17 protein-coding genes and 2 pseudogenes are annotated in these 15,803 nt (G+C 55.7%); 6 read left to right on the forward strand and 13 right to left on the reverse strand.

Going from position 1 to position 15,803, the window contains the following annotated elements:
- Window positions 1-230: 230 nt before the first annotated feature.
- A complete protein-coding gene (locus tag AXG89_RS43480) occupies window positions 231-416 on the forward strand; it encodes a hypothetical protein (RefSeq protein ID WP_082771636.1) in 186 nt (61 codons plus the stop codon).
- A 117-nt stretch (window positions 417-533) separates the two neighbouring features.
- On the opposite strand, the gene AXG89_RS27715 is transcribed toward AXG89_RS43480, so the two are convergent.
- The 3 genes from AXG89_RS27715 to AXG89_RS27725 form a co-directional block, all read right to left on the reverse strand.
- Window positions 534-1,058, reverse strand: coding sequence for a hypothetical protein (locus AXG89_RS27715; protein ID WP_236873509.1), 525 nt, complete (start codon window positions 1,056-1,058; stop codon window positions 534-536).
- 799 nt (window positions 1,059-1,857) lie between these two features.
- On the reverse strand, window positions 1,858-2,103 hold the full coding sequence (locus tag AXG89_RS27720; protein WP_062173773.1) for a hypothetical protein: 246 nt from the start codon (window positions 2,101-2,103) through the stop codon (window positions 1,858-1,860).
- A 69-nt stretch (window positions 2,104-2,172) separates the two neighbouring features.
- Window positions 2,173-3,069: a hypothetical protein gene (locus AXG89_RS27725; RefSeq protein ID WP_062174123.1), complete on the reverse strand. Its 897-nt coding sequence runs from the start codon at window positions 3,067-3,069 to the stop codon at window positions 2,173-2,175.
- A 671-nt stretch (window positions 3,070-3,740) separates the two neighbouring features.
- Between AXG89_RS27725 and AXG89_RS27735 the strand changes: the two genes are divergently transcribed.
- A complete protein-coding gene (locus tag AXG89_RS27735; protein ID WP_335671991.1) occupies window positions 3,741-4,118 on the forward strand; it encodes an SET domain-containing protein in 378 nt (125 codons plus the stop codon).
- On the opposite strand, the gene AXG89_RS44915 is transcribed toward AXG89_RS27735, so the two are convergent.
- The 8 genes and pseudogenes from AXG89_RS44915 to AXG89_RS27785 form a co-directional block, all read right to left on the reverse strand.
- Window positions 4,081-4,371, reverse strand: a complete 291-nt coding sequence (locus AXG89_RS44915) for an EAL domain-containing protein (RefSeq protein ID WP_082771634.1) — start codon at window positions 4,369-4,371, stop codon at window positions 4,081-4,083. The genes AXG89_RS27735 and AXG89_RS44915 overlap by 38 nt on opposite strands.
- Before the next feature lie 1,349 nt (window positions 4,372-5,720).
- Window positions 5,721-6,020, reverse strand: coding sequence for a hypothetical protein (locus AXG89_RS27755; RefSeq protein WP_062173765.1), 300 nt, complete (start codon window positions 6,018-6,020; stop codon window positions 5,721-5,723).
- Entirely contained in the window at window positions 6,017-6,391 is a 375-nt protein-coding gene (locus AXG89_RS27760; RefSeq protein ID WP_062173764.1) for a phage holin family protein, read from the reverse strand. Before AXG89_RS27760 ends, AXG89_RS27755 begins: the two co-directional genes overlap by 4 nt.
- 93 nt (window positions 6,392-6,484) lie before the next feature.
- The gene (locus tag AXG89_RS27765) at window positions 6,485-6,790 is read right to left on the reverse strand and encodes a CsbD family protein (protein ID WP_062174121.1); all 306 of its coding nucleotides are present in this window, start codon (window positions 6,788-6,790) and stop codon (window positions 6,485-6,487) included.
- Window positions 6,791-6,888: 98 nt separating this feature from the next.
- Window positions 6,889-7,812: a YsnF/AvaK domain-containing protein gene (locus tag AXG89_RS27770; RefSeq protein WP_062173762.1), complete on the reverse strand. Its 924-nt coding sequence runs from the start codon at window positions 7,810-7,812 to the stop codon at window positions 6,889-6,891.
- Window positions 7,813-7,888: 76 nt separating this feature from the next.
- Window positions 7,889-8,137 (reverse strand): DUF2382 domain-containing protein, encoded by a 249-nt coding sequence (locus tag AXG89_RS27775; protein WP_162916135.1) that lies wholly within the window; start codon window positions 8,135-8,137, stop codon window positions 7,889-7,891.
- On the reverse strand, window positions 8,091-8,396 hold the full coding sequence (locus tag AXG89_RS44920) for a DUF2382 domain-containing protein (protein WP_082771632.1): 306 nt from the start codon (window positions 8,394-8,396) through the stop codon (window positions 8,091-8,093). The genes AXG89_RS27775 and AXG89_RS44920 overlap by 47 nt, the downstream gene beginning before the upstream one ends.
- A gap of 36 nt (window positions 8,397-8,432) precedes the next feature.
- A pseudogene (locus AXG89_RS27785) lies at window positions 8,433-9,151 on the reverse strand (hypothetical protein).
- Window positions 9,152-9,357: 206 nt separating this feature from the next.
- Between AXG89_RS27785 and AXG89_RS27790 the strand changes: the two are divergent.
- Window positions 9,358-9,945: a DUF1003 domain-containing protein gene (locus tag AXG89_RS27790; protein WP_162916133.1), complete on the forward strand. Its 588-nt coding sequence runs from the start codon at window positions 9,358-9,360 to the stop codon at window positions 9,943-9,945.
- 1,210 nt (window positions 9,946-11,155) lie between these two features.
- On the opposite strand, the gene AXG89_RS27800 is transcribed toward AXG89_RS27790, so the two are convergent.
- Window positions 11,156-13,279 carry a hybrid sensor histidine kinase/response regulator gene (locus tag AXG89_RS27800; RefSeq protein WP_062173756.1) on the reverse strand — a complete coding sequence of 708 codons (2,124 nt, stop codon included), beginning with the start codon at window positions 13,277-13,279 and terminating at the stop codon, window positions 11,156-11,158.
- Between the two features lie 833 nt (window positions 13,280-14,112).
- Between AXG89_RS27800 and AXG89_RS27805 the strand changes: the two genes are divergently transcribed.
- The 3 genes and pseudogenes from AXG89_RS27805 to AXG89_RS27810 all read left to right on the forward strand — a co-directional run bounded on the left by AXG89_RS27805 (window position 14,113) and on the right by AXG89_RS27810 (window position 15,238).
- Window positions 14,113-14,601: an RsbRD N-terminal domain-containing protein gene (locus AXG89_RS27805; protein WP_062173754.1), complete on the forward strand. Its 489-nt coding sequence runs from the start codon at window positions 14,113-14,115 to the stop codon at window positions 14,599-14,601.
- A gap of 22 nt (window positions 14,602-14,623) precedes the next feature.
- Window positions 14,624-14,701: pseudogene (locus tag AXG89_RS44925) on the forward strand (hypothetical protein); the annotation flags it as partial.
- 24 nt (window positions 14,702-14,725) lie between these two features.
- The gene (locus AXG89_RS27810) at window positions 14,726-15,238 is read left to right on the forward strand and encodes a sensor histidine kinase (protein WP_162916132.1); all 513 of its coding nucleotides are present in this window, start codon (window positions 14,726-14,728) and stop codon (window positions 15,236-15,238) included.
- A gap of 58 nt (window positions 15,239-15,296) precedes the next feature.
- Here AXG89_RS27810 and AXG89_RS44430 read toward each other — a convergent pair whose 3' ends face one another.
- Window positions 15,297-15,797, reverse strand: coding sequence for a sensor histidine kinase (locus tag AXG89_RS44430; RefSeq protein WP_306299791.1), 501 nt, complete (start codon window positions 15,795-15,797; stop codon window positions 15,297-15,299).
- Between the last annotated feature and the right edge of the window lie 6 nt (window positions 15,798-15,803).

Below are 15,803 nucleotides of genomic sequence, written 5' to 3' on the forward strand. Positions count from 1 at the left end.
AATCTCGCTTAGATATTCGTCTATCGTGCCATAAGTAGTACTTCGGTCGATTCGGCGCGAGTCGCAATTGTCGAACGAAGAAAAAGTTGACGAGTTATAAACGATGTATTGTCCCGGAAAGAATCGCGTTGACCGTGACCGTGTTCACCTATCCTGCCCTGGTCGTTGACCGCTTTGCAGCGGGTATTCTTCTTGCGACAATCAGGAAAACCTAACGAACGGAGGATGTTATGGCCACTAGCACACGCGACGCAGACCCGGGGCGACCGCCGACGGAAGTGTCCAAACCTGTCGGTGACGCCATTCCAAGTCCTGTGGAGCCCGGCCTAGATCAACCTCTGCCGCCAAAAGAGCGTGACGAAAATCCGAAGGGCGAGTTGGGGCCAATTCTTGGCGCTCCTCGTCAACCTGATTGAGACCTAAACCGATCCAGCGCATCAGCAGTAAGTCATTCGTCTCGCTAGCGCGGCCAACACGTTTAGTATGCGGCATGTCTAAAAGCACACTGCGTTCATTCAAAAGGAGACCATCCGCTATTTCGGGTTCGGGCGAACCAACGGCGAGGCGCTTTCGCCGGCCAAAAATTGACGCAACTGTTTTTCAGCTTCCACCACCCGGTGCATCGGCGCCTCACTCAATTGCTGGTCGTGCAGCGCAAGCACGCGTTCGATCACAGGCGCGTCTTGCTCGTGGATTGTCCACTTGGCACTTTTTTCAGCAATTGCTAGTGCATTTTCGAACGCCGCTTCTGCGTGCTCATAGCACTCAAACGGCACCTCACCGAACCCCATGCGTTGAAGGTAGTAGGCCATATAGACCGAACGGACCAACTCGTTGATTTGGTGCCGATTCGCGCGCTCACCACGACAGGCAGCTAGCGCAAGATGATGAGCGAGCGACAACTCCCGTGCTGATTGCGCCGACATCGGCAAAAGCGCGGACTTGCTCAGTGGCTTACGAATAACACTCGGGCGGGTGGATTTACGTTTTGTTCCGGCCATATGTGGATTGACAAGGTTTGGGAGAGATGCGGCAGCTTCAACCGACATGCAAATCATGGAATTTCGTCGAATTGCGGAACAGCGATCGGAGCTGCGTGACTGCGGTAGCGATTGACTAAACTTCCTACCGTCGTGGTCATGAGTGTCGGACGCTGGTCGCCGACATGCAGGCGCGGCTGGTCGTGAGCGGGCCAATATATTCCGGCCTGTCGTTCGTTATGATTACTCGTCCATTAGCTTAGGAACAGCGTCACGGTGCTGGCGTCGGCCAGTCAGAACCATCTCGGAGAGCCTTGGCACGACTGCCATGTGGTCGCGCCCCGACGCCAAGATAACGGCCGCAGCGGCATACTGGCGTATCGTGTTGGCGTCCATGGATGCTTGCAGTAGATAGAACGACCAAGAGTAGCATGTACGGATACACATCGCTCTAACACCTGTCGAGCTGATCACGCAGGACAGCACCCGCTAGTCTCTTACATCTCTGAAGGCTGATTACCGTTGGTAAACGAGAGTTTTAATGAACGTGAAGCCGAGGCGCTTAAAAGGATGGCGGAAGCTGCACGTGAGGTACAGGCAGCATCTGCTGCCATAGAAGCGCATCTCGCTAAACCGGGTGAACGACAAGCCTCTGCGCTTGAGCTTGCCCGGTTGACCGCCCCTGTTCAGGAGCTTGAAGATGCGCGGAGAACTTTAGCGGTTGTCATCGACGCAGCAAACGCGGCGCGACGTTAAAGCGAAGCTCAGCATTGCCGAGCGATACGACCGTCGGGATCGCGATCTTGAGCCGGAGAGCGAGACAAAGGTCGCTTTGAGGCGCAGGTTACGTTCCCGTCAGCTAACAGCACAAGCGCGACTAAAGCGTGCGGCGTTGACCTTGCTTCACCTCTGCGATGGCCTCTCTCAAAGCTTCGATACCCGCTTCCGTAAATGCGGTTACCGTGTTCGATTCCGCGCGATCTGGATCGAGTCTATCGACGATCTGTAGACGCCCGTCTTCCGGTTCCAGATTCATGAGCGTGATTTCTTCCAACCAGGCCTCCGGTTCGCCCAGCATCACGGCAACGCACGCAATCGTATAGATATATGCTGGAGCAGCCACTACGTTTTCCTCCTAAGCCGGGTGGCTCTAGGTTGCTAGGCGCTGCCGACGTCCGAGAAGCTTGCCAAGTCAGTCGACAGCGGATTGAAACGATTTGGAAGCTCGCTGTCTTGGTTCGCACCGCTTGGCGATCCGTTGCCAACCGTTATGAGCGCGAGCGGCGTCAAAAAGGACATCGAGGTATTCGTCATGGTTCACTCGGTCGTCGCTCGGCAACCCCCTATCGGCATGCTGCAAAATCAACGCCTTTCGATCACCACGACAATCGGCGGCCGAACTGATCCGGCTCCATGCCTCGCAGGCGTATGCAAACGTCTCCCGCATACGATAGTCAATGTCGAGGATGTAGTCGGTGCGAGCGCTTGCGGCCAGCCCACAAGCCACGCGTCTGGAGTTGTGAAAGACGTGCGCAGCCTCGTGGACGACGAAATCGGCAAATGGGTCGGTCTCGTCAAAGTAATCCATCGACACGTAGCACCTCGTTTCTTGGCTCAAGCCGACTATATTGCAGGGCTGTCCAGATAGCGTCGGGGCCTTAACGCTCTCCAAAAATATGTTGGCCACATCCCAAGCTGTAGAAAGCCACCGTTCAGCCATTAAGATTTTTTCCAGGTTAGCTCGGGTGACAAATACAACGTTATCTGAAAGCAGGCGAATGACGGTCGCGCGTTCACTCGGGTTGAAGAGACCATCCACCATAGGCTTGAGTTTTTCACTGTTCCATACGTAGAGGTCAACTGGGAGACGCGAGACAGACTCGAAGCCTCTCGAGCGCCGCATCGTCTCTGTTACAAGTGCACTTCGAAGACGCTGCGACGCACGTGTCGCTATATCAGCCAGGTTAGAACCCGGCCATCCTACGAAAAAACCGTCGTATTCGCCTGTCCGCAAATATCGTTCAACCTCGCTGTCTGTCCACTGAGGCGTGCCGATCTGCTCTAACTCTGCTGTTTTCGCTTCCAACATACCGTTTTGCCTCCCTGAATCGAGCATGCGATGTGTGGGTCCGTGCGTCGAAGCTTACCTCGTTGGCGAAAGCATGCTTTCCGGATTGATTCTCCGAAAACGCGGATCATCTGGCCGACGCGTGCCAACGCCTTAGACCGCAGGTGAACTTTAGATTTGGCACGATTCGGAGAAGAGGTGAGAGCTGACCACAACTGAGTGACTTACCTAACCAGAGTCGACGTATGTTCCGACATAACGCCCCTAATTGATGCTTCGGATTGGACCTTGTCCTTGAAGAATGAGCCTTTGCGAACTTGCGGGAACAATGCGTTAATCCTGAATCACTCAAAAAGGGATGCACCTAGCGCCACAAGATTTCGCCACTTCACCGCGGTGATCCGCGTCGTCCCGTCCCCGTGCACGGATCTGATCATGACCCGATTGCCCCTGGCACCACCCAATACCTCAGCCACACGGTCGTCATAACGAACCAGCGCCCCTCGAGCGGGCTGGCGTTTCAAATAATAGGTGCGTGGTCGCATGAGCCCCGTGCTGTAATCTCGTTCAGAACGGTATGATTTTGCATCGGAGGGCCATTCGTCAAGCACCATTTTCGGAGCAGGGGCATGCGCAGGTTTTACGTACGACGTTCAGCCATTCACGGGCGCGGGGTATTCGCGTCGGCGGTCATGGCGCGTGGCGACTATTTGCTCGAATACAAGGGCGAGGTACTGTCTGAACGCGAAGCAAATCGACGGTTTGCCCGATCAGAAGCGGAGGCGGGGCACACTTTCTTTTTCGGGATCGGCGATGGCCGCGTGATCGATGGTGCTGTTGCGGGCAACTCCGCGCGCTGGATTAATCACAGCTGCGCACCGAACTGCGAGGCCGAGCAGGACAACGATCGCGTATATATCCGTGCGATCAAAAAGATCAAAGTCGGCGACGAAATTTTCATCGATTATCGTCTGGATGCTGGAAGCCGACCCAGCAAAGCGCTGAAAGCGACCTACGCATGCCGATGCGGTGTTAAGAGGTGCCGTTCCACAATGCTGTATGTAAAGTGAATGGAGTTCGATGATCCACCGCAGTGCGGCAAAGTTCGGCAATCACCCATTCGCCGATCGGAACAATCAGGCCGGACTCCTCGGCAAGCGGGATGAATTCCGCCGGAGAGATCGGGCCGAGCGCTGGATCGAACCATCGAATCAGGGCTTCCACCGCCGCTACGTGACCTGTCAGGACGTTGACCTGAGGCTCGAAATACAGACAGAATTCGTGATCGCGAACGGCGCGTCGCAGATTTTGCGCTACTGACAGACGCTCTTCCGCGCGGGAACCTGTCGCATAGTCATAATGCCGGACCGTGTTGCGGCCGAGTGCTTGGCGCGTCGCTGAGCACGCGGAATTCTTGACCCGTTATCTGCGCTCAAAAAATGAATGCGGGGGACTCCTCTTCATGAGGCTGATTTCCATTACGCCGTCTCGCGTTAGCGGCTTTCGATAGGTTCGACCGTTACCCTTTGTCGGGCGCCGCCAGAAGCCGCTAGATTGGCGGTAGCCGCTTCGCCGGTTCGAAATTTTCCCCGGTTCGGGCGCAAAGCGGTCTTTCGACATACGCGCAGAGACGGTCGGCAATCGATGCCGCGCACATCGCCGAAATTGCTACGACCATGTCCACACCAACGCTACGCCTGATCAACCGTCAGGTACGAAACGACGTCGACTGGCTGCAAGCCGTCCTGGAGTAGGTGACACGACAGGACCCGAGGACGAGACACTCGATGCGATCAAACACCATAGCGAGATCCGCGATGCGGTCGCCCATGTTGCGAAATATCACGCCGGCACAGATTCATGGTATCAAGCTGTTGCTGACGTCAACGAGGCGAACAGTGACCATATGGCGACGAAGAGCGCAAGAGCAAGACAGATTTTCGTCAACATTCCGACCCACAAAGCCGGCATGACCTTGCTGTTCAGTTTGCCTACTTTGAAGCGGCACACGTAGCTGGGGTCCACGCGGTGAATGAAGATCCCGAAGCATATGTCCACGACACACTCCTGCGTTAATTAAAAAACAATATGCAGCTGCGTTAAATTTTTGTAGGGTGAAGTGCCGAGCTTAAGAGGAAAACCCGGCGACGCTACTCAATTTGCTTGTGTATTGCCCGGCTTCTGATTCGATTTGTTCATACCCGACGCTCCTGGCTTGGCTCCCGTGCCCGAGCCTTGCCCACCGCCTGTCGCGGTGTTTCCCGGCACTGAATTCGCATTGCTTCCGGACTGCCCAGGTGCACTCATTCCAACCCCGGACCCTCCAGCACCTCCGTTCCCGGCACCGCCACCACCCGTTCCGCTCCCAGCGCCCCCTCCGGCTCCCGCTCCGCCTCCGGAACCACCTGCTCCGGCTCCGCCGCCACCGCCCGCTTGAGCAAACGCACCGCTCGACAGCCCCAGGATAAGAACTGAAGCTGCGACCTTCTTCATGAACGAACTCATTGACGCCTCCGAATTTTTGTCCGCAGCAGTTGCCGCAGCAGCAAGATAAGCGCAAAGCCCGTGCCTTCCGCATCACCACAGTCAATGCGCGTTGCGCCGCTCAACTGTTGTCAACGCCTTGCTCGGCAGCCATAACCTCGACGTGAGTCAATTTGAACCACTATCGATTAGCGGCCGACGAGTGATCTTGCAGTGCTCGCGATCCACGGCGTCAGTCCTCTTCGCGCTGCGGTTCTGACCAAGTGCGCAGGTCCTAAAACCGCGGAAACAACTAACGCGGCGGCGATCAGTCCAGCATAGGGCGACTGCAAGAAAAGGGGGCCTTCCTGGATGGCAGGAGCCTGCACGCTGCGCCGCGAACTGGCGATCAGCGTGTTCACGTGGTTTGCAGCAATTAGTTCGGCGCGAGTCGCCGCCATGCGTGCAAGTATCGTCGTTTGAGAAGAATTGCTGTCAATCGAGCTCATTTCAATGCCTCCTTAATCGCTGCCACGTCGTCTTGTATTTCAGTTTGAAGTGTTTTGAAGGACTCGACAGGCTTCTGAGCACGCAAAACCAGAAACGCTACGATCGAGACGAGCAGCCAAAGCCCTGCGATGCCCCAAACAACGGCTAGAAAATACGAGGTTTGCCAAGCGGTAGCGATGACGGCAAAACAGAGAAACGACAGCGTGAAAAGGACGCCAACTGCAAGTGCCACCATCGCAATAAGTTCGCGCATCACTTTGGCTTTGGTCTGCGCCAACTCGACCAGGAAAAGCGCACCGTAATCGGCGACCCGAGCGCTACAAAATTGTCCAACGTTCCGCCAACGCGTGATTTTCGAATGGATTGACATCGATGTTTTCTGCCTTGAATTGCGTACCGAAGACCCGGTTTGATGAATCACCAGCGGTGCCGCGATGTGAGGCCGACCATCGCGGCCGCGTCGTCAGTAATTGTCGCTGCCGCGATACCGCGTTGGATATGGCTGCGTCGGTGTCGAATTTGCACTCGCCCACATTGCGCCGAGCAAAAAGCCCAGGCCGCCCACGATGGCGAGGGCGGTGAAGGGGCTTTCCGTCGTTTTGTCGCGCACGATGTCGGTCGTGTCCGCATAGAGCTGCTGTGCCTTACCGCTAAGTTCGCGCGCCTTGCCCGCGACCTGTGTGCCGGTGTCGCCCAGCACCCCGCCGGCTGCGTCCTGCACCTTACCGGCGATTTCTTGAACCGTTCCCTCTGCCTTGTTCGTATCCATTTTCTGCTCCATTTCTGGTTGATCGGCGAACGCACCAAAAACGGTGCGTTTGATAAAACTCCGGCGCCGCGCGCCATGCCAGCGCACGGGTGCCGTGATTACAACGGCTTGAGCGGGTCGACAGGCGCTGATCCGTCATTTGCCACAGCCGCTCCCGGCGTGGACTTCAAAGCACTCTTGTCACCGGGCACCCGCTCAACTTCCACTTCGTTGCCGCGCAGCGTTTCATTGATCGTTTCGGTGCGCTCTGACGATTCGCGTCCTACTACGACTTCTTCGATCACGTGCGCCGTCTTCGCCACGACCGCGTGCTCAGCCGTCTCACGGATTTCGATTGAGCCGCCTTGAAGATCAGCAGCGGTAGCGACTCTGTCCACTGGCCGCCGTTCGATTGTCGCGTGCTCCTCGCGCAGGTTGACGCTTTCTGTGACTGGGGTTTCTGTGACACGGGAATAAACGCGTACTCCGCCCGTTTGCACTTCCCGCTTACCTACATCAAGCGATTCGCGCACGACAGAAAACGCCTGACGATCCGCACTCACTTCGTCGTCTGTATAGGGTTGCGTGGTTGCGTCATAGCCGGCGTAGCCGGTACTTTTCCAATGCGCGACGCGCTCATCGATGTCGACGGCACCCGCTTCATGTAGGGTCGACCGAACCAGGACGACATGTGCTTCATCGACCACCGTCACCGTCAACAGCGCACCGCCCCGGCGAACAGCTTCCTTGTAGTGCCCAACTTCTTCTGGATGCTCGTCGCCGCCGAACATGTTGCCAAAAAAGTGTTCGATCTTGGCGATAACGCCCACACCTTCGCCATCGTTGGGGACCGTCCGATCGGATACGACCTGATGATCGGTAGCGCCAAGGGTCCCGGAACCCGAAGTGCCGGTCGTGTCACCAGCCAAGTTGCTCGCGTGAACTTCCATATCGCTACGGGCAATTCCCGATTGTTCGAGGCGGACAACCGCCTGATCTGCCTCATCGAATGAATTAAAAACACCTACAAGAACTTGTGACATGTTTTGCTCCAAAAAGAGTATTGAGACTAGGCGTGAATCGCCGATAGATGGGTTGATGCGTCAGCGGGTAAGTAATCTAAAGCGATTTCCGGCGTTGGGAGCCGAAGGAATCGGCGGGAGTTTCCGCGATCCATTCTCCGTCGGGACCTATCCGACGTTCGATAACCACATGCTGGCGCTGCACCTCCGCTTGATGCACGCTTTCCTGCGATGTGACGGTGCTCTTAACGTGTATCTCTTCTTTCAACATCAGCCTAAGTTCCGTCACCGGGACGTACTCAAAGACGGGAACGATCAGCGTATCGCCTTTCTTGACGAGGTTCAAACGTCGCATCGACAAACCGATACACCGGAACGCGGTCAACGTGAATCGACGTGCTTTGCAAAACCACTGGAACTTCCTTCAGCTCTTTATGCGTCACCGTTCGAACGCGAACCGAACCCGCCTCGCGTTCTTCGATTCGCACCGCCAAACGTTCCTCTGTAGCGCTTAACCGTCCAACCACTGCCTTGGTCACCGCGGGAGGCAAAACAGACGCGTATTCATCGTCGCGCATGTTCGTAGATGCGTTCGTATCATCCATAAAGCACCTCTGGGTGAAGCTTTGTGAGCACGAGGCTTACCGCGCTTGACGATTTGAGGGCTCCACACGACGCGTGCCAGTGCGCAAGGCGACATCGTCCGTAGCCGATCCGCCGGCGTCTTCAAACGGTGGTTGATGACGGAACCCAGCACCACCCGATGCGATCGCTATGATTGCGCCAACAACGAGCGCGGCGAACGAAAACCACGATGCGCGCGCCACACCGCGTGCGGCTGTATCCGCTGCTTGACGTGCATCCGCTTCGGCTTGCGGGCTTGATGCCTCGGCGGTGGCAGAGGCAATAGCGCTTTGGGCCTGTTGTTTGAGCGCACCCACGTCGACCCCGCTTGCAGCCCTCGGGGCAGCGGCTGCGCCGACGGTTGCCGTCGTAGACGCGGCGCTACCTGCCGCGCTGACTGCGCTGCCGACTAACGAAGTAGCGCCGTATGCGAGAGCAATATCATCACGGCCCATGCCAACAAACCATGTAACCAACCCAGTACCGGGGCGCAGCGCCCTGCGAAATAAGGACCGACGAACACCGCGATCACCGTCATGATGATCATGTAGGCGCCGGACGCGAAGCCAAAACCATGCAACGGATTAGGTTGCGCCAAGGGTGATAGGATCGACGTGCCGATCGCAGCGCCCAAAACAGTCAGGATCAAATAGACGATTAATGACAAGATCACGCCGGCGATGACAGCGCCCCATGAAACGCGGGGGAGTCCATCTTGTGTGGTGAGTAAGCGCATGAATGTGTCTCTTAAATTATTGATGTGGCGGAACACCGGGTACCGACCTCGAGCAAGTCGCTGGAGTAATTGCAACGTACGTACCCGCCCGGCGTTTGTTCCCATGTTTAACGAAAATAAATACAGATAGATTTCATATGCCGAGAAAGCGGGCGAAGGGCTCCGATGCCCTCCCGCGCTGGAGGTGCAAAGAACTCCCCCCGGACTTGGCCACCACCACCACCCGAGAACGCCGCGCTGACATGACAACCGATACACGGCCCGACAACGGCACCATCAAGAATATTTCTGAAGCGATCCATGAAAATCTGGAGAAGGTGTCGCAGTTTGCTCAACGCGAAGACGCGAAGCGCACCGTTCTACAAAGAGCGATCGAGCGAGTCAGCGTGTTTTTCGGTGAGCCACGCTTTTTACTTACTTTTTTGTGCGCAAGCTTGGCTTGGATCATCAGCGATGTCTTTCTGCATCATATGGGCTATCGCTACTTCGACGAACCGCCGTTTTCTTTGTTGCAGGGCATTGTCACTTTCATCGGCGTCCTGATCACGATGGCGGTGCTCATTCGGCAAAATCGCTTGGCGCGTGTCGAAGAGGATCGCGCGCATCTCGAACTTCAAATCAATCTGCTGGCCGAACAGAAAACCACCAAGATCATCATGCTGCTTGAGGAGCTTCGACGCGATCTTCCTAACGTGCGTGATCGGCACGACCAACACGCTGAAACCCTGCAGGCGGCGACCAATCCGGATGCCGTTCTCGAAGCGATTGAGCAACGAAAGGAGCAACACGAATAAAGACGCGCTCACCGGTTGCAAACCGAGCGGCATATGAAAGATCCGCATCGTCGGCACCCGATGGTTGTTTCCGTCGATGCTAATCATGTCTGCGACGATCGCTGGGTGCCTCGTTTCGTCGCCAGGTCGTGTTGGCGGACCGCTTTGGCTGGTTGCGTTACCGAAGAACACATCCTCTTGTGCAGCCCATTTCGTATGCGATGCACCCGTCGAATGAGCCGCGAGGCCAAAGCGGCGATGCATCTTAAGCCTTAGGCGCACAGAGAAACAGCGAATCGCGCGGCCAGCGATATCGAATAAATAGTCGGCCGTATTCGCCCCACTGCGCGGCATTGGTTAGGATCGTCGTGCTAACACGTGAGTTCGCGAAGGAGCGTCTTTAATCGACTGTCGGTAGATGTGTTCCAGCACCACGCCTGGAGCAAAACCTGTCGAATTACTGCGACTCCCGGACGTTCGCGTACGAGCAGATCGACGGGTCGATTTCTACGAGCACCCACTGATCCATCGCACCGCGCTGATGGAGGTAAATCGACGCGTTAGCTTCAGACTGAAAACCCGGAAGGGGTGTGCGGCGCGCGGGCGAGCGACGGTACCAAGCTTTGAGTTATGCGGAGTGTTCCATAAGGTCAAGAACTTACGGAAGAGATTAGAAATCAAGTAAAACCAATTTTTCGAAAAACCAGCCCGTGTCCTGTGCTGGCTGGCGCGCTCTGCCTATCCGCGTGCGTCGTCAAGCCCGCTCAGCCGCCTCGTCCTGAACCTGTCGTTGAAGTTGTGCCCGCGGCCCCTGTCCCCCGGCTATCGCGGGATCGAAGGACATTACCGCTGGGAAGGCGATCACAGGCTCTGGATGCGAGGCCATTGGACACCGCTTTGAGCGATTCGCGAGCTGTAAGGCTACAGTGCGAGTTTGTTCGCGACGAAGGTGGCCTGTAACGAAGATCGTCTTCCACCAGCCCAACGGAACGTTCTTGGCTCAGCGGGAGATCCGCGCGGGATAGCCGAATCTGACACAACTTGAATGACCGCCTAGCGGATAATCGAATGATTGAAACGGCTTCCCCCCGTCGGGCTTTGCAAGCTGTAAGCCACGTATGCTCACTGCATCAGACAGCGAGCGGCCAAAAAGGGACCTTCAACATCCTGAGCGAGATCGCCACTTGGCCCATCCCAAGCGACAGCGAGGGCCTAGGATTCTAGTTCGGATTCACTCGTGGCTTTCTGCGACGAGCGTTTCGAGTTCGTCCAAGTCAAACGGCTTCGCCAAGATTTTCACCCCCGCATGCTGAGCACGGTCAATCTCGTCAGCATATCCTGTCATGAGCGCTATTTTCCGCGCTGGCCAAGTACTGCGTACATGCTCGGCAAGGTCGATGCCGTTCATCATTCCAGGCATCTGAATGTCCGATAAGATGAGGTCAAACGTCATCCCCCCGTTCAAAATCGCAACTGCGTCGTCTGCGGTCACTTCGTGCCTAACCGTGCATCCAAGCATTTCGAGAACCGCCAATACACCAGCCGCCACTTCGGCATTGTCTTCTACCAAGAGTACGGATGTGTCGCGCATAACCTTCTCGGTATCGGGCATATGAACGAGTGGTTGGGCCGATGATTTCGCGTGATGGCGCGGCAGGTACAATCTAACGGTAGTTCCTTTTCCGACGAGGCTCTCAATGCGTGCGGTACCACCCGCTTGTTCAGCAGCAGCAAGAACTTGCGCTAACCCAAGTCCGGTGCCCGCCGTTTGCGCCTTAGTCGTAAAAAGCGGCTCAAACGCACGGCGAAGCACATCAGCGTTCATTCCGACGCCGTTATCGGAACAGAATATCGAAACGTAATCTCCGTCCAGCGGCAGACTGTTATTAGCGGAGAGCTGCGAATTCTGGCATCGAACAATAAAGCGTCCGCCGTGGGGCATGGCATCTTTTGCGTTCACCGCGATGTTGACGATGGCCGACTCCAATTCGGTCTTATCGACGCAGACGTTCCAAATGTCGCGTGGAATGGAGAGGGTCAAATGAACCCGTCCGCCCAGCGCGGCAGCGATGAGGTTTTTTGCAGCCGGAAACCACGTCGACAGGGTCACAGTTTCGAGCTTGAGCGGCTGCTTCCGAGTTACGCTCATGAGTCGCCGAGCAAGAGGTTCTGCGCCCAGCGCGGCTCTTTCCACCGCACGAACCTCTTTCTCGATGTGAGTAAACCGCTTGCTCGTGGCCAAGGCGACGTTCGTTGACACGACCATAAGCAGATTATTGAAGTCGTGGGCGATGCCTGCAACCAAATTTCCGAGTGCGCCCATCCGCTGTAGCTGGCGCGCTGACGCTTCGGCCTGTTCTCGCCTGATGGCCTCAGCCTGCCAACTGTTCCAAGCTTTCTTCTCGGCTTCCAGTCGACGAAGTGAAAATCCCACAAGCAGCCAAATGCCTGCACAAGGCAGCGCGGTCAGGAGAAGGACGAAGATAAAATGCGCACGCCATTGGGATGTTATCGCTTGTGTTTCATAGCCACTGGCAACATAAAGTGGGTAGTCGCCAACGCGCCTGAATGCGACAACCCGCTCCAGGCCGTCGACGGACGACACTACCTGTAACTGACCGAATGGCGCATTGTGTTGCAGAGCCGTTGTTAGAGCCGAATCTGATGCCGTGCCTAGCGGCGTTGGCTTCGTATCGGGGTATTGGACCAAAACCCCGCCTTCTTGTCGATAAAGCGCGATGGTGACCGCTGCGTCGTCGTTCGCAAGTTCGTTGTAGAAGCTTTCAAAGTACTCTCTTTTTAGTGCGATTGAAACGATACCAAGAAACGTTCCGTCATAGCTCGAGCGTCCCATGTTGGTCGTAAACACGTCAGTTTTCGAAATTTTGCTGAGCACAGGCAACGAGAAGTAGGGCTCGGGCCTAATATTCCGCGCTGCGACGAAATCCTCCCTGTCCTCAATCGAAATAGAAGGTACGGGATAATGTTTGCTGCTCGCAAGAAGTGCCCCGTTCTTCCCAATAACTGAAATAGCGGCGACTTGGGCGAACGCACCCCCTATTGTTTCAAGCTGACGATGGATAACATCTTCGCTATCCTTAAGAGTCATGTCATCGCCTTCTCCCAACAGTTCCACTATCCGCGCTCCCATCTCGCGATTTAAGTCTACAACTTTCAAAGCCTGCTCGTCGGCAACACGGGAATTTCGGTCAACCAAATCGTTCGCGTCTGCGAAGCGACGGTGGTAATCGTAGTAGCCGTACGAAGTGACCAGGACTAATGGAACCACGGTCGATATCGCGAGCGCGGCATATAGAATTCGACGAGTAGCCAAGAAGCTACGTGAAGGCAGCATTGAGCCTTCTTCTCTTTGTGGAACTTGCAAGCCATCTCCGCAATTCAGTGGGTGAAATTGAAAGAGTTGCGTGTCCCAAGCTTATGTTTTTGATGTTCGAACCATTAGCATATATCTGTTCTCGGCCGAAACAATATAACAGGCGACCTTCGGTCCAACCGCGAATTTAATGACATTCTGCAAAGTAATTTAACACCCACGGGATCGAACCCAAAAGAAGTTCGGCGTGGGACGATTCAGCAAGGTGTTAGGGATTGGAAAGCAACGAAGGCATCTGGGCTTGCAAGGCGGCCGGAGCTGTCCGAATTCGTAACAGTCCTTGCGGTCATGTTGTGCAGTCTACCATTGGATAGTTTTCACTACGTGATGGCGAAGATGTTGGGGCATTGAAGACATGACTTCGTACCTTGGGCCCTGCGCCGCGACAATCATCCTGTCCGGTGTAACGGCAGTTATCTTGGCTGGTAGTGAGGAGTTGAAGGCGGCATAGCCGCCGGAGACGACGTTGTCTGAAACCCGCGTTACTGACCGAGCAACCGCCCGGCTTCGGTTGCATCGAGTACGGGCGTCTTGCTTTTTTAGTCAATTGTGTTAGCCGGAAGTGTACGCAAGGGCAAATAACCCGTAATCTCTAACGGACAAGTATGGGGGCCTTACAAATTAAGAGCGAGGACGGCGTACCCAAGACTTCCTGCCTCTTAGCTTCAAGTCCGCTGGACTACAACATAGCGTAACCTGCTGGTGCGCTCCATGCGTTCATAGCTAGTCATCACGTTCGCTGCACATACACGGCCTCGCCGTCTCGCAAACAGACCGCACCCGGAGGACTCAGCATGGTATTGGCCGAACTAATAGAACAGAAGGTCGACGACATTCTCGAAGACTGGTCCGAGTTCGCCCGTCGCCTAGGTGTTGCTCCGGAAAAGCTCTCTGATCAACAGCGCCGCAACTCCGCTCGTGAAATCTTGCTTCATATCGCTCATGATATGCGCACCGGTCAGAGTGCCGACGAGCAAATCGCAAAGTCGAAAGGCGAGGGGCTGGAGCACGCGCCCGAAATAGTTGATGTCGCAAAAACACACGCAGACGACCGTTTAGCCCATGGATTCACGCTCGAAGAATTGGTTTCGGAATATCGCGCGCTCAGGGCAACCGTGATTCGTCATTGGCAGGCACAACCGTATCGTGTCAATGAAGAAACGATCGATCAGATAGTTCGTTTCAACGAAGCTATTGATCAAGCGTTGACTGAGTCAATCGCGAAGTACTCGGCGTCGGCCAAATCGCCTGCGCGACCTTTTCAATGGCATTCTGGCACATGATCTGCGCTCCCCGCTCGGCGCAATACACAACTCGGCTCAATACCCGCTTCGAGATGAGGCGCTGGGCGCATCCTCAACGAAGGCCGCCGCTGCGGTGCTTCGTAGTGCCGATCGAATGAAGCACATGGTAGACGACTTGCTGGATTTTTCCCGTATCCGTTTAGGCGATATGCTGCCCATGACACCAACGACGGACGATCTACGGCGCATCAGTCACCAAGCGGTCGAAGAGGTCTGTGCGTCCTATCCATCTTTCCAAGTCGACGAACGATACGATGGCATCATGGTCGGCACGTGGGACGGGGCACGATTGGGCCAGTTGCTCACGAACCTGCTGGTGAATGCAGCACAGCACGGCACTGGGAGTGCTGTATTGACGGCACGTTGCGAGGAGCACGAAGTGGTAGTGTCCGTTTCGAACGGCGGCGAAATCCCCGCCGACAAAATCGACAAGATATTCGACCCACTTATTCGCTCGGCCAGCACGGCAAGGAAGGGCACCGCTGCTGGAGTCGGGCTTGGTTTGTATATCGCCAAAGCGATCGTGCAAACACATGGCGGCACACTCGAAGTCGAGTGCCGTGACGGATCGACAACGCTTGCCGTCAAGCTTCCTCGCCATTGTCTGTTGGGGTGATGCGGCAGTCGCCACCTTCCTGCAAATGCCATCCAGCCAGCGAAATAGACGGTAACGATTACGTCTTTGTTATTGCGTGCCGTGGAAGACAAATTGTGAAGATGCAGCCTACTCCCGGCACGTCCCGGACGCTCAACACCCCATCATTAAGCTCGACACTGCGTCGGGCAATTGACAGTCCCAGTCCTAGACCCGATCTGTCTTCACCATATTGCGTAAAAGGCATGAATAGTTTCACGGCTGCACCAGCTGGCAGACCACCTCCATGATCCGTGACGTCGATCAGGATCCGATCCGCGACGGCATAAGCATGAAGCGTCACGTCGGTATGTGGTTTGGTGAATTTGAAGGCATTTTGGAGAAGGTTGCTCACGGCAGAATACAGTAAGTCTCGATCGCCGCTAACCGCAAGGTTCGGAGCGACTGACGCTACCGAAAAACTGCACCCCCGGACCTGCGCGGCCAAGTTAGCAGCGACTCTCACTTCTTGAATAAATTCGTCGAGTGAGAAAAGCTTCCATTTTGCGCCCGCTTGCTCTGCGCTTTTTACCTCGGTCATCGAGTG

Origin of the sequence: Burkholderia sp. PAMC 26561 (assembly GCF_001557535.2) — a bacterium.
In the GTDB taxonomy this organism is placed as follows: Bacteria; Pseudomonadota; Gammaproteobacteria; order Burkholderiales; family Burkholderiaceae; genus Caballeronia.

Coding starts and splice junctions, on each gene's coding strand:
- AXG89_RS27800 (WP_062173756.1), bottom strand. CDS start 13,279: ATGCTGCCTTCACGTAGCTTCTTGGCTACTCGTCGAATTCTATATGCC.
- AXG89_RS27765 (WP_062174121.1), bottom strand. CDS start 6,790: ATGGATACGAACAAGGCAGAGGGAACGGTTCAAGAAATCGCCGGTAAG.
- AXG89_RS27810 (WP_162916132.1), top strand. CDS start 14,726: ATGGTAGACGACTTGCTGGATTTTTCCCGTATCCGTTTAGGCGATATG.
- AXG89_RS43480 (WP_082771636.1), top strand. CDS start 231: ATGGCCACTAGCACACGCGACGCAGACCCGGGGCGACCGCCGACGGAA.
- AXG89_RS27805 (WP_062173754.1), top strand. CDS start 14,113: ATGGTATTGGCCGAACTAATAGAACAGAAGGTCGACGACATTCTCGAA.
- AXG89_RS27735 (WP_335671991.1), top strand. CDS start 3,741: ATGGCGCGTGGCGACTATTTGCTCGAATACAAGGGCGAGGTACTGTCT.
- AXG89_RS27725 (WP_062174123.1), bottom strand. CDS start 3,069: ATGTTGGAAGCGAAAACAGCAGAGTTAGAGCAGATCGGCACGCCTCAG.
- AXG89_RS27755 (WP_062173765.1), bottom strand. CDS start 6,020: ATGAGCTCGATTGACAGCAATTCTTCTCAAACGACGATACTTGCACGC.
- AXG89_RS27770 (WP_062173762.1), bottom strand. CDS start 7,812: ATGTCACAAGTTCTTGTAGGTGTTTTTAATTCATTCGATGAGGCAGAT.
- AXG89_RS44920 (WP_082771632.1), bottom strand. CDS start 8,396: ATGGATGATACGAACGCATCTACGAACATGCGCGACGATGAATACGCG.
- AXG89_RS27715 (WP_236873509.1), bottom strand. CDS start 1,058: ATGATTTGCATGTCGGTTGAAGCTGCCGCATCTCTCCCAAACCTTGTC.
- AXG89_RS27760 (WP_062173764.1), bottom strand. CDS start 6,391: ATGTCAATCCATTCGAAAATCACGCGTTGGCGGAACGTTGGACAATTT.
- AXG89_RS44430 (WP_306299791.1), bottom strand. CDS start 15,797: ATGACCGAGGTAAAAAGCGCAGAGCAAGCGGGCGCAAAATGGAAGCTT.